The sequence below is a fragment of the Microbacterium sp. LMI1x-1-1.1 genome, assembly GCF_040676205.1.
In the GTDB taxonomy this organism is placed as follows: domain Bacteria; phylum Actinomycetota; class Actinomycetes; order Actinomycetales; family Microbacteriaceae; genus Microbacterium; species Microbacterium aquilitoris.
This window is the reverse complement of sequence record NZ_JBEGHM010000001.1, coordinates 24779-48744: the sequence shown is the minus strand read 5'-3', so window position 1 is coordinate 48744 and position 23966 is coordinate 24779. Positions and strand designations below refer to the sequence as shown.

The window sequence follows — 23966 nt, the reverse complement described above, 5'->3', positions numbered from 1 at the left end:
GTGGAAGCTGAGCATCGGCGATCGCTCGTGGATCGGTGAGGGCGTGTGGTTCCACAATCAGGATCAGGTCGACGTCGGGTCAGATGCCGTCATATCGCAGGATGCATTCGTCACAACTGGCAGCCACAGGCACCGGTCGGACATGGCTCTCGTGACTAAGCCCGTGGCGATTGGTGACGGTGCGTGGGTAACGAGTCGATGTGTGGTCCTGGGCGGGTCGAGGATCGGACGATCGGCTTTGATCCGGCCTCTCACGCTGGTGGACGGTGTCTCTGTGCCGCCAGGGGAGATCTGGGGCGGGAGCCCCATCGAGAAGTGCGGGACGCGCTTCGGGAACGGCGGCAACGTATGAAGAAGATCGACTTCCTCTCGGTGATCGTGCTGACGAAAAACGAGGAGGCTGGAATCGGCAACACTCTCGACAGGCTCCGAGCCTTCGACGAGGTGGTGATCGTCGATTCCGATAGCGAAGACCGAACCGTAGACATCGCAGAGTCCGCCGGTGCACGGGTCGTCCAGTTCCGCTGGGACGGGACATACCCGAAAAAGAAGCAGTGGGCGCTCGAGAACGCTGGCGTGCGAAATGATTGGGTCTTGCTCCTCGATGCCGATGAGTACCCGTCCGATGCGTTGATCGAAGAACTATCTGGCATGCAGGCTGTCCTCAGCAGCACTGTTTACTCAGCGTTCGATATTCACCTTTCATATCGCTTCGCGGGCAGGATTCTTCGCCACGGTCACGTCGTCACCAAGCGTTCACTGCTGCATAAAGACTTTGCGCGTTTCCCCGTGATTGATGACTTGAATGCTCCCGGCATTCGCGAGGTGGAAGGGCACTATCAGCCAGTCGCCGACCGCCGCATTGGTCAGCTGAAGGCTCGCCTGGTCCACGACGACCGTGATCCGGTGTCGAGTTGGTTCGCCAGGCACAATCGATATTCAGATTGGGAGGCGCACCTTTCACAGAACCGAAAGCTCCGCACAGAGATCGCAAGCAAGCGAACAGCAAAGGGGCGCTTATTTGACGCGGTGCCATTCAAGCCCGCGCTTTTCTTTATTTACGCGTACGTGGTCCGGATGGGCTTCCGCGACGGGCGGGCGGGATTCGATTATGCGGTGGCGCTGTCGATGTACTACTGGCAGATCGGAGTGAAGAGTCGGGAACTTGCTGCGGCGCAGAGTCAGCGAATCCGCGTAACACAGTTGGCTAACACTCTGGATCGAGGCGACGGCGGTCCTGCGCATCACGCATTGGAAGTGAACATTGCACTCAATGCCGACGGGGTTGCGACGCAGTTGTTGGTGCGTCGGGCGTCGGGTGGCCTTTCTACGTTTGACGATGCGGTGGCGGCGAACCGCGCGCCAAAATATAAGCCCCTCGGGATCCTTTCGATCGCTGGCATTCGAACGGCTATCGCCTCGGATGTTTGGATCATCCACGGTTACTACCTTCCGTGGGTTCCGATCGTGGTTTTGACCGGCCGCTTCCTTCGTAAGGGCATCCTGCTCATGCCTCACGGATCACTAACCAGCTATCAAGAGCAGCAGTCGCGTTTCCAAAAGAAGGTCTTCAATAAGCTGTTTGGGCGGCTGATCAATCGATCGGTCAAGTTTGTTGTCGCCACCCCTTCAGAGATGGCGGAAGCGGAGGGCCCCTCGCGAGAGATCGCTGTGGTGGGTGCTGGCGTGGAAGTGCCCGACCGTCTAGGGGACCGGGATGAAAGCGCATGGAGGTTGCTCACTCTGTCTCGAATCGCGTCAAAAAAGCGGATCGATCGTGCCATCGACGTTCATGCCGAGCTCGTTCGAAGGGGGCGTCCGGTGCGTCTGACCATCGCGGGAGATGGTGGCTCCGACATCGTCCACGCGTTGCGAGAGAGGGTGAAGTCCTTGGGGGTCGCCTCCAGCGTGCAATTCGCAGGTCCCGTGTATGGCGCGGCCAAGACTGATCTTCTCCTCAACACGCATGTTCTCCTCGCTCCCAGCGAGGACGAAAACTTCGGGTTCGGCCCGGTCGAAGCCCTCGCCCACGGTGTCCCGATCGTCGTGACTGACCAGGTCGCCTCAGTCGCATCCATTTCCTTGCCAGCTGGCTACGCCGCGTCTTTTGACGTGCAAGCGGCGGCCGACGCTGTTGAGAAACTCATGCAGGACCACGACGTAAGCTCGGCTGCGGCCCGGTCATTTGTTCGCGAGCGATTCTCGTGGAATTCGGTTGCGCGGAAGTGGACTGAACAGATCGACCTGGTTTCATGAGGATCGGCCTGGTCGTATCGACCTTCTCCGACAATTCGGTTGGGAGAGCATTCGCGCTGTGGCTTATCGCGGAGCGGCTCGGCTGGGACAGCCAAGTGATCTCCACCCGTGGTGGAGATATCTGGCGTCCGTTGCGGCACTCCCCATTCGCGGAGGCGTGTGTTCTCGCGGACGGTCTCGAAGGCAGGCCGACGTTGGCGGATGTAGCTGAGTCGCGTGATCTGTTGGTGGCGGTGAAGCCTCTGCCTGCCTCTTTCGGCGAAGTCCTCAAGTTGCACAAGCGAACGAACGCCCGGGTTCTGCTCGATATTGACGATCCGGATCTAGAGGCATGGATGTCCGTGCACAGCCGCTCGAGGCAGTTGGCGAAGGCTACTTTCAGGCCGCGTAATTACTGGCGGGCCTGGAAGTTGCGCCGTGCGTCGCGATCGTTCCCGAAGATCGTCAGTAACCCTGAGTTGCAGCGCCTACACGGTGGCACGATAGTTCCGCACGCGCGACTCGATTTCGGGGTGGGCGGCGCCCAGCGCGAAGCGCCTGTCCGTGTCGTCTTTGTCGGCACAGTTCGTGCTCATAAAGGGCTACCGCTGTTGCGAGCGGCCCTCTCTCGCGTGCAGGGTGAGGGGTTCGAACTGGTCATCACGGATGAGCCGCCGGAAGACGCCCAGCCGTGGGAGTCGTTCGTCGGAACGACAGATCTCGAAGCGGGACTTCGGCTAGTTCAAGGGGCCGACGTCGTTGTCATTCCAAGCACCGGTTCTGGAGGGATCTCGCGGCTACAACTTCCCGCGAAGCTCATGGACGCAATGGTCGCGGGTAGGGCAGTAGTGGCTGCGGACCTCCCACCCATTCGATGGGCGCTAGGTGGTTCAGGAGAACTTTTCCTGCCCGATGACGAAGACGCTCTGGTTGCAAGTCTCAGGTCGGTGCTGGAGAAAAGTCGTCGCAGTTCCATGGGTGAGATGGCTCGACAACGCGCACTCGCTGTCTTTGAAGTGTCTTCGGTGATGGATGACTTTAGACGAGCTTGCGAGGACGCTGTGGTGCGGGGGGCTAAGTAACTCTCGCGTGCACGGCACGAAAATCCAGGCGCGTGGTTCGCTGTTTCTAGTCCGCAAGACCCGTACACCGGGGTGGGACTGGTCGAATCAATTTCCTGTGCGGCGCGTGTGTGTTCGGAGAGTGATGAACTGAGTCAAAAGGACCGCCGATTCGGAAGTCAGTACTCCGATGAATGCACCATCTGTTCCGAACCACAATGTGAGTAGTGGGATGGTCAAGATGCCCGAAGCAGCGCCAAGCAGAGCGCTTGTCAGCAGTGCTCGGTCTCCCGAGATTACGACCAGGCCGAGACCACCGGTCGCTCGGCTTGTGCATACGACCAGAATGATCGCCCCGATCAGCAGAGCCTGAACAGCTGTGACGCCGACAACCCCCGAAAATATGATGCTCAACAGGAGTGGTGAGCACAGAGCGAATACGAGGCCAACGAGGCCGCCAACGGCCGCGTTTGCTCCGATAGCCAGCTTTGCGCGTCGCCAGCGTTCTGCTGTCTCGGGCGGAGAGTTGACCCACCTCTGACTAATGCTGGGCACCGGCGCGAGACCGGTAAGCGTCATCCGCATCAGTCGATCTCCTGCTGCGTACGCGGCTGCCGTGCCGACAGACGCGACCGCTGTCACGATCACGACGGGTGATTGGGTGTAGACGCTACTCGCTATGCGCGCCAGAGCGATTTTCCGTTGTCGCCGGATGGCGTGCAGGACCCTCCGATGGGTTACGCCTCGGAAGGAAGCTCGGCCCGCGCGAATCTGCGCCAACGTTAGGCATTGAGTAATGAGGGCGGGGGCGACGACGGCGATCAGAGGGTAAAAGATCAGTGGCTGAGAGGCGTAGATCATGACTGCGGCGGTGGCTGCGCCAAGAGCTCGCGGAACCATCTCGATCGTTATGAGGCTCCATGGTCGGCCGAGGCCTATATATAGCCAACTCGGACTTAGGCCGATGAGGCTGGTGCCGATGGCCGTCAGCAGGGCCGTGACTTGGTGCCCAGGCGCCAGGTAGTAAGCAAGCAATGCTGCGGGCGGTGTCGCAACCAGCGCCGCAGCCGATCTTGTCATTAGAGCGGTTGCCCACACCCGCGGGAGCGCGCTCGGCGACGCGCGGGCGGCTCGGGCGGGCCCATTCCAGCCCCAGCCGAGTTCGATCACGGTTGATGCAATGGCGCCGATGGCCAGACCGACCGCGACAGCCGACCAACCAGTAGCTCCGTACATCGCGGTGATTGCGGGAATCGCTAGGAGAGGAGTGACCACCGAGAATGCGGGCACGAGAACGAAGCCCATCACTGCTGAGATTCGCGACATCAACAGGCGCTCCCCTGATCCGAGCTTCTCGGCCACCACGATGTCGGCTGTGTTCTCAACCGTAGCGACGTCGTGAGGGGGATGCTGCTCGCGTATAGAGCTGGCGCCGTCTTCGTCGGGATCACGTCTTGCTCGACTTTCGGTCCGGCGCTGGGGTTACGCAAGCCAGCATCGCCGCCCGACTGCGACGAATTGAGGTGAGATGGGCACTTGAGCAGGTTCCGTAACGCGGCCATCAAATGAAGCCGGTTTCGGCGAGTGCGACTGTCCGTTCGGCCACTGCGATCGCCAGCCCTGGTTCAACAGACGCCTGCGACTCACTCACCCGCGGATCATATCCAGCGCGGAAGTCGGCTACGTAAACTACCGGACGCCGCCGAACCTGATTCCCGGTTCTGTGCGAGTCCGGTCGTGGTAGAGTCATTCTTCGGTGCCTGCGCCCTGCTGGCCTCGCACCGCGAACGTGAGCCCTCCACTGGCGTGTTCGACCGGCATCCCGAGCGAACCACCCCGGAGTGGGATTCACGAACTCCTCCGTTCGAATCTATGAAAGCAGCACTACTGTGACGCGCACTTACACGCCCAAGGCTGGTGAGATCACCCGCGAGTGGGTGGTCATCGACGCATCCGACGTCGTCCTCGGCCGCCTCGCCTCGCACGCTGCCACGCTCCTGCGCGGCAAGCACAAGCCCACGTTCGCGAACCACGTCGACACCGGCGACTTCGTGATCATCATCAACGCCGACAAGGTGGCCCTCACCGGCCAGAAGCTCGAGCAGAAGAAGGCCTACCGCCACTCGGGTTACCCGGGCGGCCTCAAGTCGGTCACCTACGCCGAGCTCCTCGAGAAGAACTCGGTTCGCGCTGTGGAGAAGGCCGTCCGCGGCATGCTCCCCAAGAACAGCCTGGGTCGTCAGCAGCTGACGAAGCTGAAGGTCTACCGCGGTGCTGAGCACCCCCACGCTGCCCAGCAGCCCACCACGTACACCTTCGACCAGGTCGCCCAGTAAGCGCCGCCGAGAAGAACAAGGATTATCTGATGGCGAAGATCGCTGACTCCCTCGACCAGACCCCCGAGAACTACTCGACCGAGACCCCGGCCGCCGCTGAGGCTGCCCCGGTCCGTCCCGTCCTCTCCGTCCCCGGTGCCGCTGTCGGCCGCCGCAAGCAGGCCATCGCCCGCGTGCGTCTGGTCCCCGGCTCGGGCACCATCACGGTGAACGGCCGCACGATCGAGGACTACTTCCCCAACAAGCTGCACCAGCAGCTGATCAACGACCCGTTCACGGTCCTCGGCCTCGCCGGCGGCTACGACGTGATCGCCCGCATCTCGGGTGGTGGCCCCTCGGGCCAGGCCGGCGCCCTGCGCCTCGGCATCGCCCGGTCGCTGAACCAGATCGACGAAGAGAACAACCGCCCGACCCTCAAGAAGGCCGGCTTCCTCTCCCGTGACGCTCGCGTCAAGGAGCGCAAGAAGGCTGGTCTCAAGAAGGCGCGTAAGGCTCCTCAGTACTCGAAGCGTTAATCCTTCGATGGCACTGTTCGGGACGGACGGTGTGCGGGGCCTCGCAAACGGCCCCCTCACCGCCGATCTCGCGCTCACCCTGGCCCAGGCGACTGCTGTCGTCCTGGGCCAGGGTCGTATCGCGAACGCACGCAAAGCCGCCGGCAAGCGCCTCACCGCTGTCGTCGCACGCGACCCCCGGGTCTCGGGCCACTTCCTGAGCGCGGCCGTCGCCGCAGGTCTCGCCTCGTCCGGCGTTGACGTCCTCGACGCCGGAGTCCTGCCGACCCCGGCGGCCGCCTTCCTCGTCGGTGACATCGACGCTGACTTCGGCGTCATGATCTCGGCCTCGCATAACCCGGCGCCCGACAACGGCATCAAGATCTTCGCGCGCGGCGGCGTGAAGCTGCCTGACGTTGTCGAGCAGCGCATCGAAGAAGCGATGACCGGCCCCAAGCTCGCCCCCACCGGGGGAGCGGTCGGCCGCATCAGCCGCTTCGCCGACGCCGAAGACCGCTACGTCGTGCACCTGCTCGCGTCGCTGCGCACCAGTCTGCGCGGCCTGCACGTCGTCCTCGACTGCGCGCACGGCGCCGCATCCGGTGTCTCGCCCGAGACCTTCCGCGATGCGGGAGCCAAGGTCACCGTCATCGGCGCAGACCCCAACGGCCTCAACATCAACGAAGGCCTCGGCTCCACCCACCTCGACGTCCTCGTCGCCGAAGTGCTCCGCACCGGCGCTGACCTCGGCATCGCGCACGACGGCGACGCCGACCGCTGCCTCGCCGTCGACGCCGACGGCCGCATCATCGACGGCGACCAGATCATGGCCATCCTCGCCGTGTCTATGAAGGAACGCGGACTGCTGCACGACAACACCCTCGTCGCGACGGTCATGAGCAACCTCGGGTTGCACCGCGCGATGGCGGCCAACGGCATCCACCTCGAAACCACCGCCGTCGGCGACCGTTACGTCCTCGAGCGCATGAACGAGGGGGGCTACTCGCTCGGCGGTGAGCAGAGCGGCCACGTCATCATGAGCGAGTACGCCACCACCGGTGACGGTGTGCTCACGGGACTGCACCTCGCTGCGGAGGTCGCGCGTCAGCGCAAGCCGTTGTCGGAGCTGGCCAAGGTCATGACCGTGTTCCCGCAGGTACTCATCAACGTCAAGGGCGTCGAGCGGTCGCGCTCGACCGATCCTGATGTGCTCGAGGCGGTCGCTGCCGCTGAGGCAGAGCTCGGGGACTCCGGCCGGGTGCTGTTGCGCCCGTCGGGCACCGAACCGCTCGTGCGCGTGATGGTCGAAGCTGCGTCCGAAGAGGACGCACAGCGGGTTGGGGAGCGGCTCGCCTCGGTCGTCCGAGGCTAGGCTCGGCCTGTACTTCTTGCCATTTTCGTCGTAGTTCGGACTCCAACAGGTAGCCCTTGGCGTCAGATACTTACGTCGTCATCACGCTCGACAAGACCCTCAGTGGGATCACCGCGAGCCCGGTCGCGGGCCCGTTAGTTTTGCCGTGTCGTCGGGATCAGTCGCGAGCTACCGTGCGAGACCTTGCGCCGATCGACGGGCCGGACCGGAACGAGCGGGGGAGCGGTGCGAAAGCTCCGGATCTACCGTCTGCTCACCAGCTGATCCCGCACTGGTGGAATGGCGTTGCGCCGCGCAAGCGGCCACGACTGTCAGGACTAGGTTCGCCGGAGCAACCTCGCCAATGTTGTACACGGCGCCCAGAAGGATCGTGGTTGGTACGAGAAGATAGGCGGCCCTGAGAGGCGTCTTCCTGATGATCGCTACCACAGCCCAGAGGATTATCACTACGCCGACGACGCCGAAGGACAGGTAGGTCGAGAGCAGCTGCGAGTCAGCGACGGTGCCAGCGACGTGGTCACGCCCGTATAGCGACAATGTGGCGTTCGATCCCATGCCGATGCCCAACCCGAAGAACCAGTCGTCTAGAGGTACTCCGCTGAGAATGAGGAGCCACTGGTCGAACCGGCCCTCACCTCGGATTTCTCGACCAGAGAAGCTCGCACTGGAGAGCACGTAGAGCGCGACGACGACGATCCCCGCTCCGAACGGAAGTAGCAGGGCGCGGTACGGGATGCGATAAGCCACCAGCGCACCGATGATCAGGAGGGTCCCCAGCGTCCCAGTCCTCGATCCCGTTATGAATGCGACGGCCAGGCAGAGCGTCATCCAGAGAGCCCACCGTTTGGGTCTTGCCACTGTGTAGAGGAGTGCGAACGCCACCATCGCGGCGGCCAGACTGTTCGGGGTCGGCATAGTGCCCCACGGTCGCGGCCCGAGGAACGTCGTTCCATAGAGCCCGGCTGCGGTCGCTACCTGGTAGGCAGCAAGCAGGGCTTCGACGACGATCAGAGGCTTCGCGTAGCGAGATATGCGCTGGAGCAGCGATGATGCGATGCCACCGTCGAGCCATCGCAAGGCGATGTAGAGCAGCGGGAAGACCAGGATCCGTACGCCGTAGGAGATGACCTCGAATGAGATTCCTGCGAGCGCGGACCGTACCAGAGCCACGAGGACGAGCACGCCAATGAAGACGGCCAGAGGGCTGAATTGCAACGCGCGTCTGCCAGCTCGTCGGCGTATGAGGATCATGTGATTGACAGCGACTGCCGCCAATACAAGTAGCGCGCCCTCGCGGACGTACTGTAGAGCGCCTACGTTCGCGAAGGTCTCAGGTGGCACGCTCCCGGCCTGCATCATGAACAGTGCCCGCGGGAGGCTGGTGACAAGGCCGAGAGTGACGATGAGAGTGGCTGCCACCGCATACCTGCGTGCGACAAGATCCGCCGCCGGACGCTTTGCGCGTCTCGCGCGTGGAAGTCCCGGCGTCATGAGACGGAGCCTACTACTGGCGTGTTTCGGTCGTGCGCCGACCGGACTAGTCGCGGGGCGCTGAGGGTAGGAGACGCGGCAGGAGCTTGTCAGCAACCCAGGCGAGCACGACTGTCAGGAGTGCCGCAAGGCTGAACGACCACCACGAAGAGTTCGCTCCGGTCTGCACGAGTAACGGGTAATGCATGACGTAGAGCCCGTAGGAAATCCCGGCGACCGAAGCAGCCGATCCCGCGACGCGCACGCTCATCGTGCCTAGCCATCTCCGTACTGGGGTGAACACCAGGATGAATAGCAGGAGCACGAACGCGCTGTGACGGAGGGGCAGCACCGGGAACACTCCGACTCCGTCGTAGTCGTAAAACAACACGCCGACTGCGGCGATGACGTTCAGCCCGACTAGGCCCGCCAACTCCGGGAAGGCCGCGCTGAGTCGTAGGCGGTCGTTTGTCCAGAGGTGCGCGAGCATTGCTCCTGCCCACCACATCAGGAAGTACGCGGCGACGAGGGAAAAGTGGTTCGGTGCTGCGAGGTACGACCCGTATGCGACGATCGCAACCGCGGGCACCACGATGCGAGCGGCGCGCTCGGACCGTCGCCACATGATCATCACGAGCGGGAACGCAGCGTAGAACGCGATCTCATACGAGAGGGACCAGAGCGGCGAGTTGCCGAGGTAGGGGTCGGTGATGACGCCCGGCTTCAGGAACGAGATGTCCTGCACTGCGAACAGAGTGCCGATCGCGCTCGTCAGGGTCGGGGTCGCGGTGATGAGGCCGACCGCCCAAAGCGCAGTCGAGACGAGCATCGCGAAGACCATGGGTGGGTAGATCCGCCGGAGCCGGCGGAGAAAGTAGCCGCCCGGCCGCACTGAGCGGTCGCGCTCATTCGCGAAGATCACGAAGCCACTCAGCAGGAAGAACACCAGAACGGCTTCCTGACCGAACGAGAACAGCACGCCGACTGGTCCGCCCACGTGAATCGCGTGGTGCAGCACTACGTACACCGCAGCAGCAGCGCGCGCAACGTCGAGCCCCGCGCGCACTCGTGGACTGAGCTTGCGCTCGCTAATGACCTGGACCCCCGCAACCATGGTCGGAGCATATCGGCGGGATGTTTCGGTCACGAATCGCGACCGCTTCAGGCCTCTACACACGAACGCACAAGTAGTAGGCCCGGATGACGACGCCGAGCGGCGATCGCGATAAATCATCCCGACGAAGCTTGTTCTCACGGCCAAGGCCTGTCCATCAGCGCCGTCGAGACTCGCGAACGCACGTAGCTACGCTCAGCCCGGACGACAGGTTCGTCTCTGCTGGCCGCAGCTCGCCGCAGTCGTTCGCCGCTGACCGGCATCCCTAGTTCCAGGTGTGCACCGGCTCGTTCGTGTGCATCGCCTGCTGGTACTCGAGCAGGGTGGCGCGCAACGCGTCGAAGCGTTCCATGCCTTCGCGGGCGCGCATCTTGCGGGCGAACCATTCCGCGCCGTTCGTCTTCGTCACGCACCGCTGTTCGATGATGCCGAGGTAGCGCTCGCGTTCCTCGTCGGAGACACCCCACGCCGCGAGACCTTCGTGTGCGAGCGGCAGCAGGGTGTCCCGCACCAGCTCGGTCGCCGGCACCCGGCCGACGCCCGGCCACGAGAGTCGAGCGTCGATGCCGAGGCGCGCGGCCGACTGGAAGTTGTCCCGCGCGGTGCCGAACGACATCTGCGACCACACCGGGCGGTCGCTCTCGGCCAGCGCACGCACGAGACCGAAGTAGAAGGCGGCGTTCGCCACGGTGTCGACGACCGTCGGGCCCGCGGCCAAGATGCGGTTCTCCACCCGCAGATGCGGCACCCCGTCGGCCACGTCGTACACGGGACGGTTCCAGCGGTACACCGTGCCGTTGTGCAGCTTCAGCTCGGCCAGCGACGGCACCCCGCCCGACTCGAGCACCTCGAGCGGATCCTCGTCGTCGATGATCGGCAGAAGGGCCGGAAAGTAGCGAACGTTCTCCTCGAAGAGGTCGAACACCGACGTGATCCACCTCTCGCCGAACCACACCCGCGGACGCACGCCCTGCGCCTTCAGCTCCTCGCTGCGGGTGTCGGTCGCCTGCTCGAACAGAGCGATGCGCGTCTCGCGCCACAACTCGCGCCCCAACAGGTACGGCGAGTTCGCCGCCAGCGCGAGCTGCGCGCCGGCGATCGCCTGCGACGCATTCCAATACGCGGCGAACTCCGCGGGCGCGGTCTGCACGTGGAACTGCGTACTCGTGCACGCCGCCTCGGGGACGATCGAATCCGCCGTCGTGTCCAGCTCCTCCTGACCCGCGATCGAGATGACGATGTCCTCACCGCGCGCGTCGAGCACCTGCTCGTTCAGCATGCTGTACCGGGGGTCGGCGCTCAGCGCACTGCGACTCAGGTGCCGATCGGTCAAGGTCGGCAGGATGCCGATCATCATCAGGTGTGCGCCCTGCTCCGACGCGCGCTCCTCGGCGTCGTTCAGCTGTTGCCGCATCCCGCTCTCGAACGTCGTGAGGCCGCCGCTGCGCAACCGCGCGGGCGGGACGTTGATCTCCACGTTGAACCGGCCGAGCTCGCTCACGAACGCCGGGTCCGGGATCGCCTTCAGTACCTGCTCGTTGCGCATCGCCGGGTCGCCGACCTCGTCGACGAGGTTCAGTTCGAGCTCGAGACCCGTCATCGGGTCATCCGCCTCGAACCTCGACTCACTCAGCATCCGTTCGAAGACGTCGAGATTCTGACGGATCTTCTCGCGATGAAGGGTGCGATCGGCCCCGGTGATCTCTTGCGACTCGACTGTTTCTCCCACCCCGCCACCCTAGGTGGGCACCGGGCGCGCACCCCGGGCGGTTGACAAGCCAGGCATCGTGCCGAAACTCCACGCGACTAACCCATCGCATGCGAAAGCACCACCCCCTCACCTGTCGACCCCACCCGGACGTAGCCTCGGGGAACCCGGGGCGCACCGATTCCGGGAACGATCGACGGAAGGACCAGATCATGGGACTCGACGACAAGATCAAGAACGCCGCCCAGGACCTCACCGGCAAGGGCAAGGAGGGCGCCGGCAAGGCGACCGACAACGAGAACCTCGAAGCCGAAGGCCACAAGGACCAGGCTTCTGCCAACCTCAAGCAGGCCGGCGAGAACGTCAAGGACGCGTTCAAGTAAGCCATCACACCGAACGCCCGGGCCCCTCGTGGACCCGGGCGTTCGTCGTGTCACCAGGGGGCGCGAAGGGCGTTCACGTACACTTCACTCGACGTTCCCCCGACGTCGACGCCTGCTTTTCTCGTCTTGCACGGCCGTCGACGGACGCCCCAGGAGACCCATGAAACGGCTGACATCGCTCGACGGTCTGCGCGGTCTGGCCGCGCTCATCGTGCTGGTGCACCACATCATGCTGACGTTCCCGCTGTTCGCCGAGCCCTACCTCGAGGGACGAGCAGCGAACGGACTTCCCGAGCTCCTGTCGTACACCCCCCTGCACACTCTGTGGGACGGCCAGGGCGCCGTCGTCATCTTCTTCGTCCTCAGCGGCGTCGTGCTCACCCTCCCCGTCCTCAAGCAGGGCCGCGACTTCTCGTGGGTCGGGTACTACCCGCAGCGCCTGCTGCGCCTCTACCTGCCGGTGTGGGGCGCGATCATCCTCTACCTCGGCTGGGTGCTGATCATTCCGCGCACCACCGCGATGGAGAGCGCCTGGCTGGGCATCACCGACAAAGCCGTCAGCCCCGAAGCCCTGTGGGGCGACGCGACCCTGCTGTTCGGCACCGGCGACCTCGTCAGCCCGCTGTGGTCGCTGCAGTGGGAGATCGCCTTCTCGTTCCTGCTGCCCGTCTTCGTCTTCCTCGGGGTGCGGTTCGCCCGCTACAACTGGATCCTCGCCGTCGCGGCCGTCATCGGGATCGCCGTCTCGAGCAGCCTCGGCAATCGCGCCCTCGTCTACCTGCCCATGTTCCTCATCGGCGTCGTCATCGCCACGTGGCTGCCCACCATCCGAAAGTGGCAGCCCAGCCGCGGCACCCAGGCGCTCCTGCTGCTCAGCGCGCCGATCCTGCTCATCTTCCCGTGGCTCATCCGCCCCTTCGAGATGCTCCGCCCCCTCGTGAAGCCGTTCGACGCGGTGACGACCATCGGCGCCACCATCGCCGTCATCGCCGCGATCGTCGTTCCGATCTTCCGGCGCTTCCTCGAAAGCCGCGCCATGCAGTGGTTCGGGCTCATCTCCTTCAGCCTGTACCTCGTCCACGAGCCCGTCGTCATTTCGATGGCGCACCTGTTCGGCGACCAGAACCTGCGCATCGCCGGCCTCGTCAGCGTCGTCATATCGATCCCGCTCTCATGGGTCTTCTTCAAGTTCGTCGAGATCCCCAGCCACAAGCTCTCGCGCCGGGTCGGCGACTTCGTCCGCTCCCGCACCAAGAAGCGCCCGCAGCCGCACGCCCCGATCGCCCCCGACATCCAAGCGCACCAGGCCTGACCCGCCGCTAGACTGTCGCCGGGCCGACAGGCCCCTCTGGGGAGAGAAGCATGAAGGCTGGGCGGGTACCCGAACTCGCTGTGCATCAACGAGTCGGTCTCGGCGTCCACGTGTGGTGGGATGCCGTCACCAGTCGCGCCTTCTTCACGCGCCCCGCGCTCTGGATCAGCCTCATCGTCTGCCTCACCGTGATGGCGCCGTTCCAGTACATCTCCGCTCCCTCGGGGTACGTCGGGGTCGAGGTCGTAGCCGCGATCGCCTGGGCGCTGCTCGTTGTCGTACTCATCCCTGTGGCCCTCGTCGAGCGCCGTCTGTCGCGCGCAGTGCACCGCGGCATCCTCGTCCTCTCCGCCGTCATCCTCGTCGCGACCGCCCGGCCTTTCGTCCACGAAAGCGCGTACGTCCTCGTGTACGGCGGCGTCTTCGACCTGACCGGCATGACGGCGCGGATCGTCTCGAACGTCGCCGTCTGGCTCGCCGGCCTGTCGATCATCGCGATGACCTCCCGCTCGATCGAGCTGACCCGCGGCAGTCGCCGGCGTCTCACCGCCGCCATCGCCGCGCTCACCGCCGGCCGCCGCCGGCTCGCGCGGTTCGAATCCGAGAATCGCGAACTGCTCGGCCCCGTCATCTCCGACCTCCGCCATCGTCGCGACGAGATGCTCGCCGGCGACATCGACTTCACGGCCGTCCGCGACTACGCCGACGAGGTCCGTACGGCCAGCCACCGGTTCGAGGAGCGCGCCGGGCTCGACCTGCGCGTCATCCCGACCGACGATGACCACGAGACCGTCCAGCCCCCGCGGTCGGCCCTCACGATGCTGCGACCCGCGCCGTACTTCGTCACCGGCTTCGTGTTCCTGCTCGGTGCGATCCCGTACACGCACCTCGTCGCGGGACCCTGGGTCGCGTTGGCGGCGATCCTCGTCGGCATCCCCGTGACCCTGGGCGCCGACCTCGCCGTCCGGGTGCTCGCCCGGGGGAGGACGAGCGCCCGACGCGGGTGGATCCTCGTCGCGGTCTGGTTCGTGACCGGGATCGTCATGACGGTCGTCGCGCACCTGCTCATCGGTACTGACGAGCCCACCCTGCTCGTCCCTGTCGCGTCGCTGCCCCTCGTGGCCGTTGCGCTCGCCGCCTGCACCGACGCGATCGCCCGCGCTGCCGACACCGCGCACCGCCTCGAAGCGGTGCTCGCGATGGTCGCCCGCACCCTCACCGCCAAGACCGCGTCGGCCCGCCGGCCGCTGCGGAACGCCGCGCACGTCCTCCACGGCCGCATCCAGGGCCGCTGCGTGCTGCTGGCCGCTGCCGCAGACGAAGACGAGGCGACACCCGAGGTCGTCCTGTCGTTCCGCAGAGAGACGGATGCCGCCTTCGACTCCGTCCTCGCCTTCATCGCCGAAGTCGACTCCGCCGCCCTCGAGGGTTCGGTCCAGAGCGCCCACGAAGACCTGTTCGAGCTCGTCGCGACCTGGCGGTCGGTGCTGGACGTCTCAAGCGAGATCTCACCCGCCGCCGCGCACGCGCTCGACGACCCGGCGCTCTCGCGTCGCGTCGCGACCATCGTCAACGAAGGCTTCGTCAACGCGATCAAGCACTCCATCGCGAAGAAGGTGTGGGTCGAGATCGACGTCGACGGCGACATGCTCTTCGTCCGGACCTGGTCGACCGGGGTGCTCGACCGCACGCCCGCCGTCGGACCCGAGCTGCGCGGCATCAGCGTCCTCGGGGTGGGTGCGCGCATCTACCAGCGGGGCGATGCCGTCGTGCTCGAAGTGCCCGTGCCGCTCCGCCCCGAGCGCGAGGCCACCCCCGCGCCGATCATCGCGCTACCCCGCCGCGCGTGGTGGGCGCGACGCGCCCCGCGGGCGTCGCGCGTCGGCTGACGTGTCGCGCGCCGGCTGTCGTCAGTACTCGAGCAGCGCGGCGATGACGAGGATGATCGCCCCCAGGGCGACCACGATGAGAGCGGCATACGCCCACCACCGCAGCCCGGGAGGTTTTGGGGCGGAGCGCTGACGTGAACGGCGGTGCGACGAACGACCCGACATCGGTTTCCTCCCCAGGGCGGCAGCGCGAGAGCGCTCAGGCCTTCCGTTCGGCGCCGTTGACGAGGACCTGCGGCCCACCGTAGTGGATGCGTGTATCGGCGGGATGACGCGGTGTTGGTGGGTGTCCCCCGCTTCTGCCATGCTGAGCGCGAGGAGCCCGACGGCGGGGTCCCGGGGAAGTCGGGCGCTGGGGTGCTCGAGGGGGAGTACACGCATGCGCAGTCGGCGCCGTCTTTTCGCGCGCGGATCGGCCGTCCTGGCCGTCTGGGCGATCCTGGTGGGCGGGCTCGCGTCCGCTCCCGCTGCCATCGCGGCCGAGCCCGCGGCATCCGCCACCGCCGAGCGCACCGTCGTGGTCGAACCGTCCGGCACGGTCGTTGCCTCCGCTGATGACGCCGCGCCGACGACGGATGCCGGTGCCCCCGCCGACCCGAGGCGCGACGACCGCGCCCGTCCCGTCGACGCGAAGAAGAGCGCGGCGAGCCTCCGCGCCGAGAACAAGCTGGCGACCTCGGGCACGGCATCCATCTCGGGAACGGTCACCGACACAGCGAAGGCCCCCCTCAAGGGGATCACCGTCACGCTGTACCAGGACTTCGGGGACGACGGATCGAGCCCCGCGGGCGACACCACGACGAATGCCGCCGGTGCCTTCACGTTCGCGAAGCTGCCCGCCGGGCGGTTCACGCTGCGCTTCACCGATGAGGCCGGCAAGCACGTCGGTCAGTGGTTCGGTGGCGCCGAGAGCCTGTGGGGAGAGCCGGTCTGGTTCGCCGTCGCGCCCGGTGCGAAAGTCACCGGAAAGAACGCGCGGCTCGCGCTCGGCAGCAGCATCGCCGGATCGGTGCGCGGTCCCGACAACGTCGCCGTCGCGGATGCGTTCGTCCAGCTCTTCATGTGGAACGCGGAGTGGGCGGATTGGGAGGATGTCGGTGGGACGTCCACCGACTCCCACGGCGCCTATCGGCTCACCGGCCTCCGCGCGGGGAAGTACACCCTGTACGTGCAGAGCGCATTCGGCTCCGACCTGCAATCGGAATGGTGGAACGACGCGACCTCGCAGAAGGCGGCGACCCGGATCGCCGTCAGCGCCGGAAAGTCCATCACCGGGCTGCGCACCACCCTGGCCCTCGGTGCCTCGCTGGCAGGACGCGTCACGACCAGCACGGGCGCTGCGGTCTCGGCGTCCATCACGATCTACCAGCGCGTCAACGGACAGTGGGAGTACGTCGACTCGCCGTGGGTCGCCGACGACGGTACCTTCCGCGCCAGCGGGCTCAGCGCCGGCGACTACACGTTCTCGGTCGAGCCCGACCCGTCATCCGGTCTGACCGTCACGTGGTGGGGAGGAGGGCACCGCGAGAAGGACGCCAAAGTCATCACGCTGGCCGACGGCGCTGCCAAGAAGGGCCTGAACCTCGTCCTCACCTCGGGAGCAACGCTCTCGGGCACGGTGACCGGCGGTGGCAAAGCCCTCGCCGGCGCCACTGTGGCGCTCTACTCGGCGTCGAAGACCAGCGCCGACGACTCCGAATGGGTGGCCGAGACGACCACCGGGGCCGACGGTCGGTACCGGCTCGTCGGCATCCGAGCCGGCACGTACACGCTCCACTACGAGCCGCCCACCGGAACCAACCTGATGGGCGAGTGGTGGAAGGATGCCGCCAGCGCCGAGACGGCGACCCGCGTCGACATCGCGAAGAGCGGCGCGCGGACCGGGTTCGACGCCACGCTCAGCCTCGGCTCGAAGATCGAGGGCGTCGTCCGCGGCGACGGCGGCAAGGCTGTGGCAGCGAACGTCGCGCTCTACAGCGTGGAACGATCCGCTGAAGAGGGCACCGTCCGCCAGGAGATCGCCTCGTTCGCGACCCGGGCCAACGGAACGTTCTCGTTCGGAGGCCTCGCGGCAGGCACGTACACGCTCCGGACCTCGGTCGAGAAGGGCACCTACGCGACCGAATGGTGGGACGACCGCGGCTCCGAATACACGGCCAAGACGATCACGCTCGGGACGAAGAAGAGCGTCACCGGACTCGTCGTCACCCTGGCGCGCGCTGCCGTGCTGGGCGGTGTGGTGACCGATGAGAGCGGGGACCCCGTGGCATCCGCCACCGTGGAGGTCTTCGTCGGAACGGACCGCGAATTCCTCACTCAGGCGACGACAGACGGCGACGGACGTTGGCGGGTGGGCGGGTTGCGCGCCGGCACCTACACCCTGCACATGCAGGCTCCCGAGGGCAGCGGCCTGGTGCCGCAGTACTGGCGAGGCGCACTGGAGCGGGAGGACGCGAGCGGGGTGAAGCTCTCGAGCGGTCAGTCCCGCACCGACCTCGACGTCGAGCTGCGTCTCGGCGGGACGATCTCGGGCGCCGTCACCGGTCCCGGCGATCGCGCGGTCGCGGGGGTGACGGTGCGCGCGCTCCAGTGGGTCGACGGCGGGTGGTCGTCGGCCACCGAAACCACGACCGACCGTGCCGGCCGGTACGTCCTCGTGGGACTGCCCGGTGGGCGGTACACGGTTGAGTTCGCGCCGGACAACGACAGTGAACTCGGCGCCCAGTGGTGGAAGGACGCCTCGCGTCACGCCGAGGCGGCCACCTTCGAGGTCGCCTACGGAGCGAAGATCGCCGGAATCGACGCGCGTCTGATCACCGGCGCGACCATCGGCGGTACGGTCACGAACGCGCAGGGCGCCCCCGTCGCCGGCGTCAGCGTCAGCGTGGGAGTCGGCAACAGTCGGCGGTGGGCGCAGACCGACAAGAAGGGTGTCTGGCGGATCACCCAGCTCGACGCCGGCAGGTACACGCTCTTCTTCGAACGTCCCGAGGGCAAGAACCTCGTATCGGAGTGGTGGAAGAACGCGGCGACCGAGGCAGCCTCGACGCCGATCCAGGTGAAGGCAGCCTCGCGCACCCTCACCTTCAACGCCTCACTGGATGCCGGCAGCACGATCATCGGCAAGGTCACGGACGCCGAGGGTGCAGGAGTCAGCTCGGTGCGCGTCGTCTACACCCCGCGCCCCTCGAGCCAGCCGGCGAACGAGAACGAGGTCGAGACCAGGCCCGACGGGACCTATCGGATCGACGGTCTGCGCGCCGGCTCGTACGACGTCGAGTTCCGCCCGTCGGATGACGTGAACCTCGTCGGCGAGTGGTGGCGCGACGCGGTCGATCGCAGCGCGGCGACCGCGGTCGTGGTCGGGACGAAATCCACCGTGAAGGGGATCGATGCATCCCTCGCCGCAGGCGGTGCACTCTCGGGTCGGGTCACCGATGCCGACGGCAAGCCGCTGGCGGAGGCCGTCGTCTTCGTCGTCAACCCCGACACGCGCCGCTGGTCGGATGCCACGACATCGCGGAACGGGACGTGGACCATCCGCTCGCTGCCCGCGGGTACCTACCGGGTGCAGTACCTCGCACCCTACGGTGTCAACGCGGTCGGCCAGTGGTGGAAGGGCGCGACGACGATCGACGCCGCGGCCACCGTGACTGTGGCGGACGGCAAGACGGTGCGTGGACTCGACGCCCGGCTCGCCCGCGGCGGCACGATCAGGGGCGTCGTGACGGGACCCGGCGGTGCACCGGTTGCCGATGCCGAGATCGCCGTGTCCCGTGGCGGGGAGATCATCGCTTGGGCCCAGACGAATGCCGGCGGCTCGTACGTGGTCACGGGACTCGAAGACGCGACCTACACGCTTCGCGTCCGCCCCGCCCTCGGATCCGACTTGGCCGAGCGCTGGTGGAAGGCGAAAGCTCCCGGCGCGAAGCCCACCACGCTGAAGATCGCGAAAGCGAACGAGATCCGTGACATCGACGTCGCCCTGGTGCCGGGCGCGAAGATCACGGGCACGCTCCGCGCCGCGTCGGGCACACCGCTCGCCGGCGCGTACGTCGAGGCCTATCGACAGGGTGACGGCGACGGGGAGCGGGTGGCCGAGGCGAGCACCGACACGGCCGGCTCCTACACGCTGCCGGGGTTGGCCGCCGGCACGTACGCGGTGAAGTTCACGTACGAGGACGGCACCGACTCGCGGGTCGTCTGGTGGGGCCGAAAGCCGACCGCCGAGACCGCCCGGACGATCACGGTGACGAAGGCCGTCGCGATGCCCGGCCACAACGCCACGCTGCCGCGCGGGCTCGACTCCGGGACGCTCGTCCTCTCGGGCGCACCGCGCGTGGGGTCAACCTTGACGGCGGCGACGGCGTCGTGGTCGAAGGGGACGCACTTCCTGTACCGGTGGTGGGTCGGCGGCAATCGCGTCGACACCGCGACCGGGCGGACCCTGAAGCTCACCGCCGCGCACCGCGGATCGTCGGTCACCCTCGAGGTCGTCGCATGGGGGACGGGCACCAGTGCGGTCGAGCGGATGGTGTGGATGGACGAACCGATCCGCTGACCGCCCGCCGACCCGGACGTCAGCGCGCGGCGAGCATGAGGTCGGCGGTCCGCAGCGCGAGCGCCATCTGGGTCAACGCCGGGTTCGCCGTGAGCGCGCTCGGGAACGTCGAGTTGTCGCAGATCCAGAGGTTGTCGACCTCGTGGGACCGACCGGATGCGTCCACGACGCTGTCCTCGGGATCCGCGCCCATTCGCGCTGTGCCGAGCGTGTGGCACGAGCGCTGCAGCACTCGCGTGCTCCGCGCGCCCGCAGCGCGCAGGATCCGCTCCATCACCGCGACGCCGTGCCGGTCGATTGCCCGCTCGTTGTCGCCCTGCGAGAACGTGACCTCGGCCCGCGGCATTCCGTCCTCGGCGAGCTCATCGCTGAGGGTCAGGGCGTTGCGGTCGTCGGGCAGGCACTCGCCATTCATGCCGACGCCCGCGCTGAAGGGGTACTCGCTCATGGCCGACATGAGGTCGTCGCCCCACAAACCCGCCCCGCGGACGAGCTGCGTGCCGAAGTTGAGCGGCATGACGCCGAGGCTCTGCAGCAGGTAGCCACCCGCGAAATCGGCGTCTTCGGGACGCACGAAGTCCTCGCTGATGATCGACGACGGGTACCCGCGGTAGCCGCGGATCGGCTCGTCGAACCTGCCCCACACCTGTACGCCGCCGTGCGCCATGAACCCGCGACCCACGACGCCGTTCGCGTTGCCGACGCCCGTGTGCAGCAGCAGGCGAGGCGTCTCGACGCCGCCCGCCGCGAGCACGAGGGCCGCACACCGCTGCCGGTGGTCGGTGCCGCCGGAGCGGTAGACGACCGCGGTGACCTTGCCTGAGGCATCCCGTTCGATCCCGTGGACGAACGCGCCGGCGCGCACCTCGGCTCCGGCGGCCACGGCGGCCGGCAGGTAGGTGTTCGCCGTCGTCGCCTTCGCGCCGAAGCGATCGCCTTGGTGGATGTCACCGTTGTCGAGCGTCGCCGAGCGGAGGCCGTGGTGCTGCTGGTCGCGGTCGCGGGTGAGGATCGCCGCCGGGCCGTCGGTCGCTGTGATGCCGAGGGCCTCGCAGCCGCGGATCATCACGTCGGACGAGCCGTTGCGCCGCACGGGCGGGTACGCGTACGAGCGGGACGGGTCCCACGGGTAGTGCGCGGGACCGCTCACGCCGATGTCGGATTCGACCCGCTCGATGTAGCGGATCAGCTCGGCATGATCGATCGGCCAGTCGCGGCCCTGACCCGTGTCGGTGCGTAGGCGCAGGTCGCGGGCGTCGGGACGCGGCGTGAACGCTCCCCAGTGCAGCGTGCTGCCGCCGACGCCGAACCCGCTGTTGTTGGGTCCGAACGCCGTCGGGTCGTCGCCGCCGCTCAAGCGCTCGGACATCCAGTTGATCTTCGTGGACTCGAGCTCGTCCGGCGTGAACTCGCTCGGCGAGAAGTCCGGACCGGCTTCGAGGGCCACGACCCGCATCCCCGCCTCGGCGAGACGCGCGAGCAGGGGAGCGCCACCGGCACCCGTCCCCACCACGACGACGTCGACGACCTCGTCCAGATCGAACCTCTGCATGCCCGGGTGATCTGTCACCCGGCGATGATCGCCGGTCACGCGGCATCCTCCACTACTGTCTTGCCGAGCTCGCTCGGCTCCCATGTCTCTCGTTCGCCCGTCGCGATGGTCGCCCACCCCGCCGGACGCGGGCCGGTCCCGCCGACCGCGAAGCCGTCGAACCCGATGCGCGCCAGCGACGCGGGGTGCGCCAGCCACATGCGCAGCAGGTCGTTGCGTGCATCCTCGAACCACGACCGGATGCCGTCGGTACCGAGGCCCGCCGCGTCGATTCCGTCGGTGATCAGCCGCACGATCAGGCTCCGCTGCTCAGTCACCTCGCTCGGCCACACGGCGGCGATCGCGTCGAGCCCCAGGCCGTAGGCGACCGGGTCGGCGGGGGAGCCCACCGGGCGCCAGCCGTCGGTGCCGCCCTCGGCGAGCATGTCGTCGATGCGGACGGCGAGGTCGATCGTCCCGCCCTCGCCCTGCGGCACGAGGAGCGCCGCGAGCGCGCGGAGCGTCTCGACCTGCGCACGGTTCAGCGTGCGGGGGGCGCGGTCGCGGTCGTCCACGAGAGCCCGCTGCGCGAGCGTCCGTCGCACCGCGACGTCGACGCGCGACGACGCGATGACGCGTCCCCACTCCGCCGGCACCACGGGAGCCGCGGCGCGGATCGCCTGCCACGTCTCGGCGAGCACCGCCGCGACCCGCTCCGGAGCCTCGTAAGGCTGCAGATGGCCGACACCCGGCATCCGCTCGACCCGGGCACGCGGGTACACATCGGCCACGAGATCGGGCTGCGCGTCGGCGCCGAGCGCCTCGTCGCCGTCACCCGCGAGCACCACGACGGGCAGGTCGAGCACGCCCACGAGGCGCGTCGCGTCCTCGAGGCTGCCCGCGGTCAGCCAGTCACGCCAGGCGGATGCCGGCTGGCGCACGACGGCATCGATCGCCGCGTCGTGCAGATCGGCGGCGAGCGGGGCGGCGACGTTCGCGGCGACGAAAGCCTCGGCATCCGCTCGCGACAGGTGCTCGCCCTGCGCGGTCGCGAGCATCTCGGCGCGCTTGTCGTCGGGCATCGGCTCGGGAGTCGGGGGAGAGGGGGCCAGCAGGACCGCGCCCACCAGCCCGAACACCGGCTCGGTGCCGGCGAGAACGCGCGACATGACACGGGCGGCGACCTTGCCGCCGAGGCTGTGTCCGCACACGAGGAACGGGCCGCCGTCGGCCTCGGCCGCGATCCGCTCGAGCGCCGTGTCGGCGAGGTCGTCGACGGATGCCGCGCGCCCCCGGTCGAGCAGGTCGATCCCCACGACGCGCAGCCGCGGATCGGCTGCCGCCGCGATGGCGCCGGCAGAGGCGGCATCCAGTCCCAGTCCCGGAAGGAAGAAGACGGTGCACTCGTGAGGGTGGTTCGCAGCGCTCGGCACGCGTCAACCCTAGGAACGCGGATCGTCGGGACCGACTGCTTGCGCACCGGTCGAGGAGATGCGATGATCGCGCGCTCCACTGGCCCGGCACTGCACTGCACCGCCGACGCTCCTCCCGCAAGGGGGTGAAGGGATGCCGCCTCCCGACCTACCGTGGCGGGATGACCGACCAGTACACGTTCGACAACCCCGTCACGCGCTACGCACGCGTCGAGCCGCCGGTGCAGCACCAGCCCGAGCCCGGCATCCAGGCGCGGATGACCCCGGTCCCCGACCTGGGTGAGAGCACCTACCGCGGCACGGGACGTCTGCAGGGACGCAAGGCACTGGTCACCGGGGGCGACTCGGGCATCGGAGCGGCGGCGGCGATCGCGTTCGCCCGCGAGGGCGCAGACGTCGTCATCGTCCACCTCCCCGACGAGCAGGAGGACGCCGACCACGTCCTGCAGGTCATCGCCGACGCCGGCGTCCGCGGGCACTCGATCGCGGCCGACCTCACCGACCGCGCGCAGTGCCGCGAACTCGTCGCCGAGGCGGCGGAGTTCCTCGGCGGCATCGACATCCTCGTCAGCAACGCCGGCAAGCAGGTCGCCGTCGAGCGCATCGAAGACCTCTCCGACGAGCAGTTCAGCGAAACGTTCGAGACGAACGTGTTCGCCTTCTTCTGGATCGTGAAGGCCGCCCTCGTCCATATGCCCGCCGGTGCATCCATCATCAGCACGGCGTCGCTCGAGGCCTATAAGCCCGCACCCGACCGCCTCGACTACGCCGCGACCAAGGCGGCGGTCAACAACCTGTCGAAGGGTCTCGCGCAGCAGTTGGCGCCCCGCGGCATCCGCGTCAACGTCGTCGCGCCCGGCCCGGTCTGGTCGGCGCTTCAGGTGAGCGACGGCGTCTCGGACGAGCAGATGAAGGCATTCGACGAGGAGAACGAGTACAAGCGGGCCGGTCAGCCCGCCGAGATCGCGCCCGCGTTCGTGTTCCTCGCGTCGGCCGAATCGAGCTACGTCTCGGGCGAGACCCTCAACGTCAACGGCGGCATGGTCACGCCCTGACCGTCAGTCCGG

At 67.1% G+C, this 23966-nt stretch carries 16 protein-coding genes; 10 read left to right on the top strand and 6 right to left on the bottom strand.

Annotated features, from left to right (window positions below; genetic code table 11):
• Positions 1-348 precede the first annotated feature (348 nt).
• The 5 genes from MRBLMI1x_RS00205 (at position 349) to glmM (ending at position 7498) form a co-directional block, all read left to right on the top strand.
• A complete protein-coding gene (locus MRBLMI1x_RS00205) occupies positions 349-2256 on the top strand; it encodes a glycosyltransferase (protein ID WP_363454785.1) in 1908 nt (635 codons plus the stop codon).
• Entirely contained in the window at positions 2253-3317 is a 1065-nt protein-coding gene (locus MRBLMI1x_RS00200; RefSeq protein WP_363454782.1) for a glycosyltransferase, read from the top strand. Before MRBLMI1x_RS00205 ends, MRBLMI1x_RS00200 begins: the two co-directional genes overlap by 4 nt.
• A gap of 1868 nt (positions 3318-5185) precedes the next feature.
• Positions 5186-5632 (top strand): 50S ribosomal protein L13, encoded by a 447-nt coding sequence (gene rplM, locus MRBLMI1x_RS00195; RefSeq protein WP_018187296.1) that lies wholly within the window; start codon positions 5186-5188, stop codon positions 5630-5632.
• A gap of 29 nt (positions 5633-5661) precedes the next feature.
• Positions 5662-6147 carry a 30S ribosomal protein S9 gene (gene rpsI, locus MRBLMI1x_RS00190; protein ID WP_020098671.1) on the top strand — a complete coding sequence of 162 codons (486 nt, stop codon included), beginning with the start codon at positions 5662-5664 and terminating at the stop codon, positions 6145-6147.
• Positions 6148-6154: 7 nt separating this feature from the next.
• A complete protein-coding gene (gene glmM / locus MRBLMI1x_RS00185) occupies positions 6155-7498 on the top strand; it encodes a phosphoglucosamine mutase (protein WP_363454778.1) in 1344 nt (447 codons plus the stop codon).
• Positions 7499-7666: 168 nt separating this feature from the next.
• Here glmM and MRBLMI1x_RS00180 read toward each other — a convergent pair whose 3' ends face one another.
• From MRBLMI1x_RS00180 to MRBLMI1x_RS00170, 3 genes are all read right to left on the bottom strand, one after another.
• A complete protein-coding gene (locus tag MRBLMI1x_RS00180; protein ID WP_363454775.1) occupies positions 7667-8917 on the bottom strand; it encodes an O-antigen ligase family protein in 1251 nt (416 codons plus the stop codon).
• A gap of 118 nt (positions 8918-9035) precedes the next feature.
• Positions 9036-10082 (bottom strand): acyltransferase family protein, encoded by a 1047-nt coding sequence (locus MRBLMI1x_RS00175; RefSeq protein ID WP_363454772.1) that lies wholly within the window; start codon positions 10080-10082, stop codon positions 9036-9038.
• Between the two features lie 265 nt (positions 10083-10347).
• Positions 10348-11811 (bottom strand): glutamate--cysteine ligase, encoded by a 1464-nt coding sequence (locus MRBLMI1x_RS00170; RefSeq protein ID WP_363454769.1) that lies wholly within the window; start codon positions 11809-11811, stop codon positions 10348-10350.
• A gap of 191 nt (positions 11812-12002) precedes the next feature.
• Here MRBLMI1x_RS00170 and MRBLMI1x_RS00165 point away from each other — a divergent pair, with 191 nt between their 5' ends.
• From MRBLMI1x_RS00165 to MRBLMI1x_RS00155, 3 genes are all read left to right on the top strand, one after another.
• On the top strand, positions 12003-12173 hold the full coding sequence (locus MRBLMI1x_RS00165; protein WP_018187284.1) for a CsbD family protein: 171 nt from the start codon (positions 12003-12005) through the stop codon (positions 12171-12173).
• A gap of 160 nt (positions 12174-12333) precedes the next feature.
• Positions 12334-13485 (top strand): acyltransferase family protein, encoded by a 1152-nt coding sequence (locus MRBLMI1x_RS00160; protein WP_311859660.1) that lies wholly within the window; start codon positions 12334-12336, stop codon positions 13483-13485.
• Between the two features lie 50 nt (positions 13486-13535).
• Positions 13536-15374 (top strand): hypothetical protein, encoded by a 1839-nt coding sequence (locus MRBLMI1x_RS00155; protein ID WP_363454765.1) that lies wholly within the window; start codon positions 13536-13538, stop codon positions 15372-15374.
• A 21-nt stretch (positions 15375-15395) separates the two neighbouring features.
• On the opposite strand, the gene MRBLMI1x_RS00150 is transcribed toward MRBLMI1x_RS00155, so the two are convergent.
• Positions 15396-15539, bottom strand: coding sequence for a hypothetical protein (locus MRBLMI1x_RS00150; RefSeq protein WP_363454762.1), 144 nt, complete (start codon positions 15537-15539; stop codon positions 15396-15398).
• Positions 15540-15753: 214 nt separating this feature from the next.
• Here MRBLMI1x_RS00150 and MRBLMI1x_RS00145 point away from each other — a divergent pair, with 214 nt between their 5' ends.
• Complete coding sequence (locus tag MRBLMI1x_RS00145; RefSeq protein WP_363454759.1) at positions 15754-19935, top strand: carboxypeptidase regulatory-like domain-containing protein; 4182 nt, start codon at positions 15754-15756, stop codon at positions 19933-19935.
• A 19-nt stretch (positions 19936-19954) separates the two neighbouring features.
• Here the strand turns inward: MRBLMI1x_RS00145 and MRBLMI1x_RS00140 are convergent, their stop codons facing one another.
• Both MRBLMI1x_RS00140 and MRBLMI1x_RS00135 read right to left on the bottom strand, forming a co-directional pair.
• Positions 19955-21505, bottom strand: coding sequence for a GMC family oxidoreductase (locus MRBLMI1x_RS00140; protein WP_363454756.1), 1551 nt, complete (start codon positions 21503-21505; stop codon positions 19955-19957).
• A gap of 17 nt (positions 21506-21522) precedes the next feature.
• On the bottom strand, positions 21523-22899 hold the full coding sequence (locus MRBLMI1x_RS00135) for an alpha/beta fold hydrolase (RefSeq protein ID WP_363454753.1): 1377 nt from the start codon (positions 22897-22899) through the stop codon (positions 21523-21525).
• Positions 22900-23060: 161 nt separating this feature from the next.
• Here MRBLMI1x_RS00135 and MRBLMI1x_RS00130 point away from each other — a divergent pair, with 161 nt between their 5' ends.
• Positions 23061-23954 carry an SDR family oxidoreductase gene (locus MRBLMI1x_RS00130; RefSeq protein ID WP_363454750.1) on the top strand — a complete coding sequence of 298 codons (894 nt, stop codon included), beginning with the start codon at positions 23061-23063 and terminating at the stop codon, positions 23952-23954.
• Positions 23955-23966: the final 12 nt, after the last annotated feature.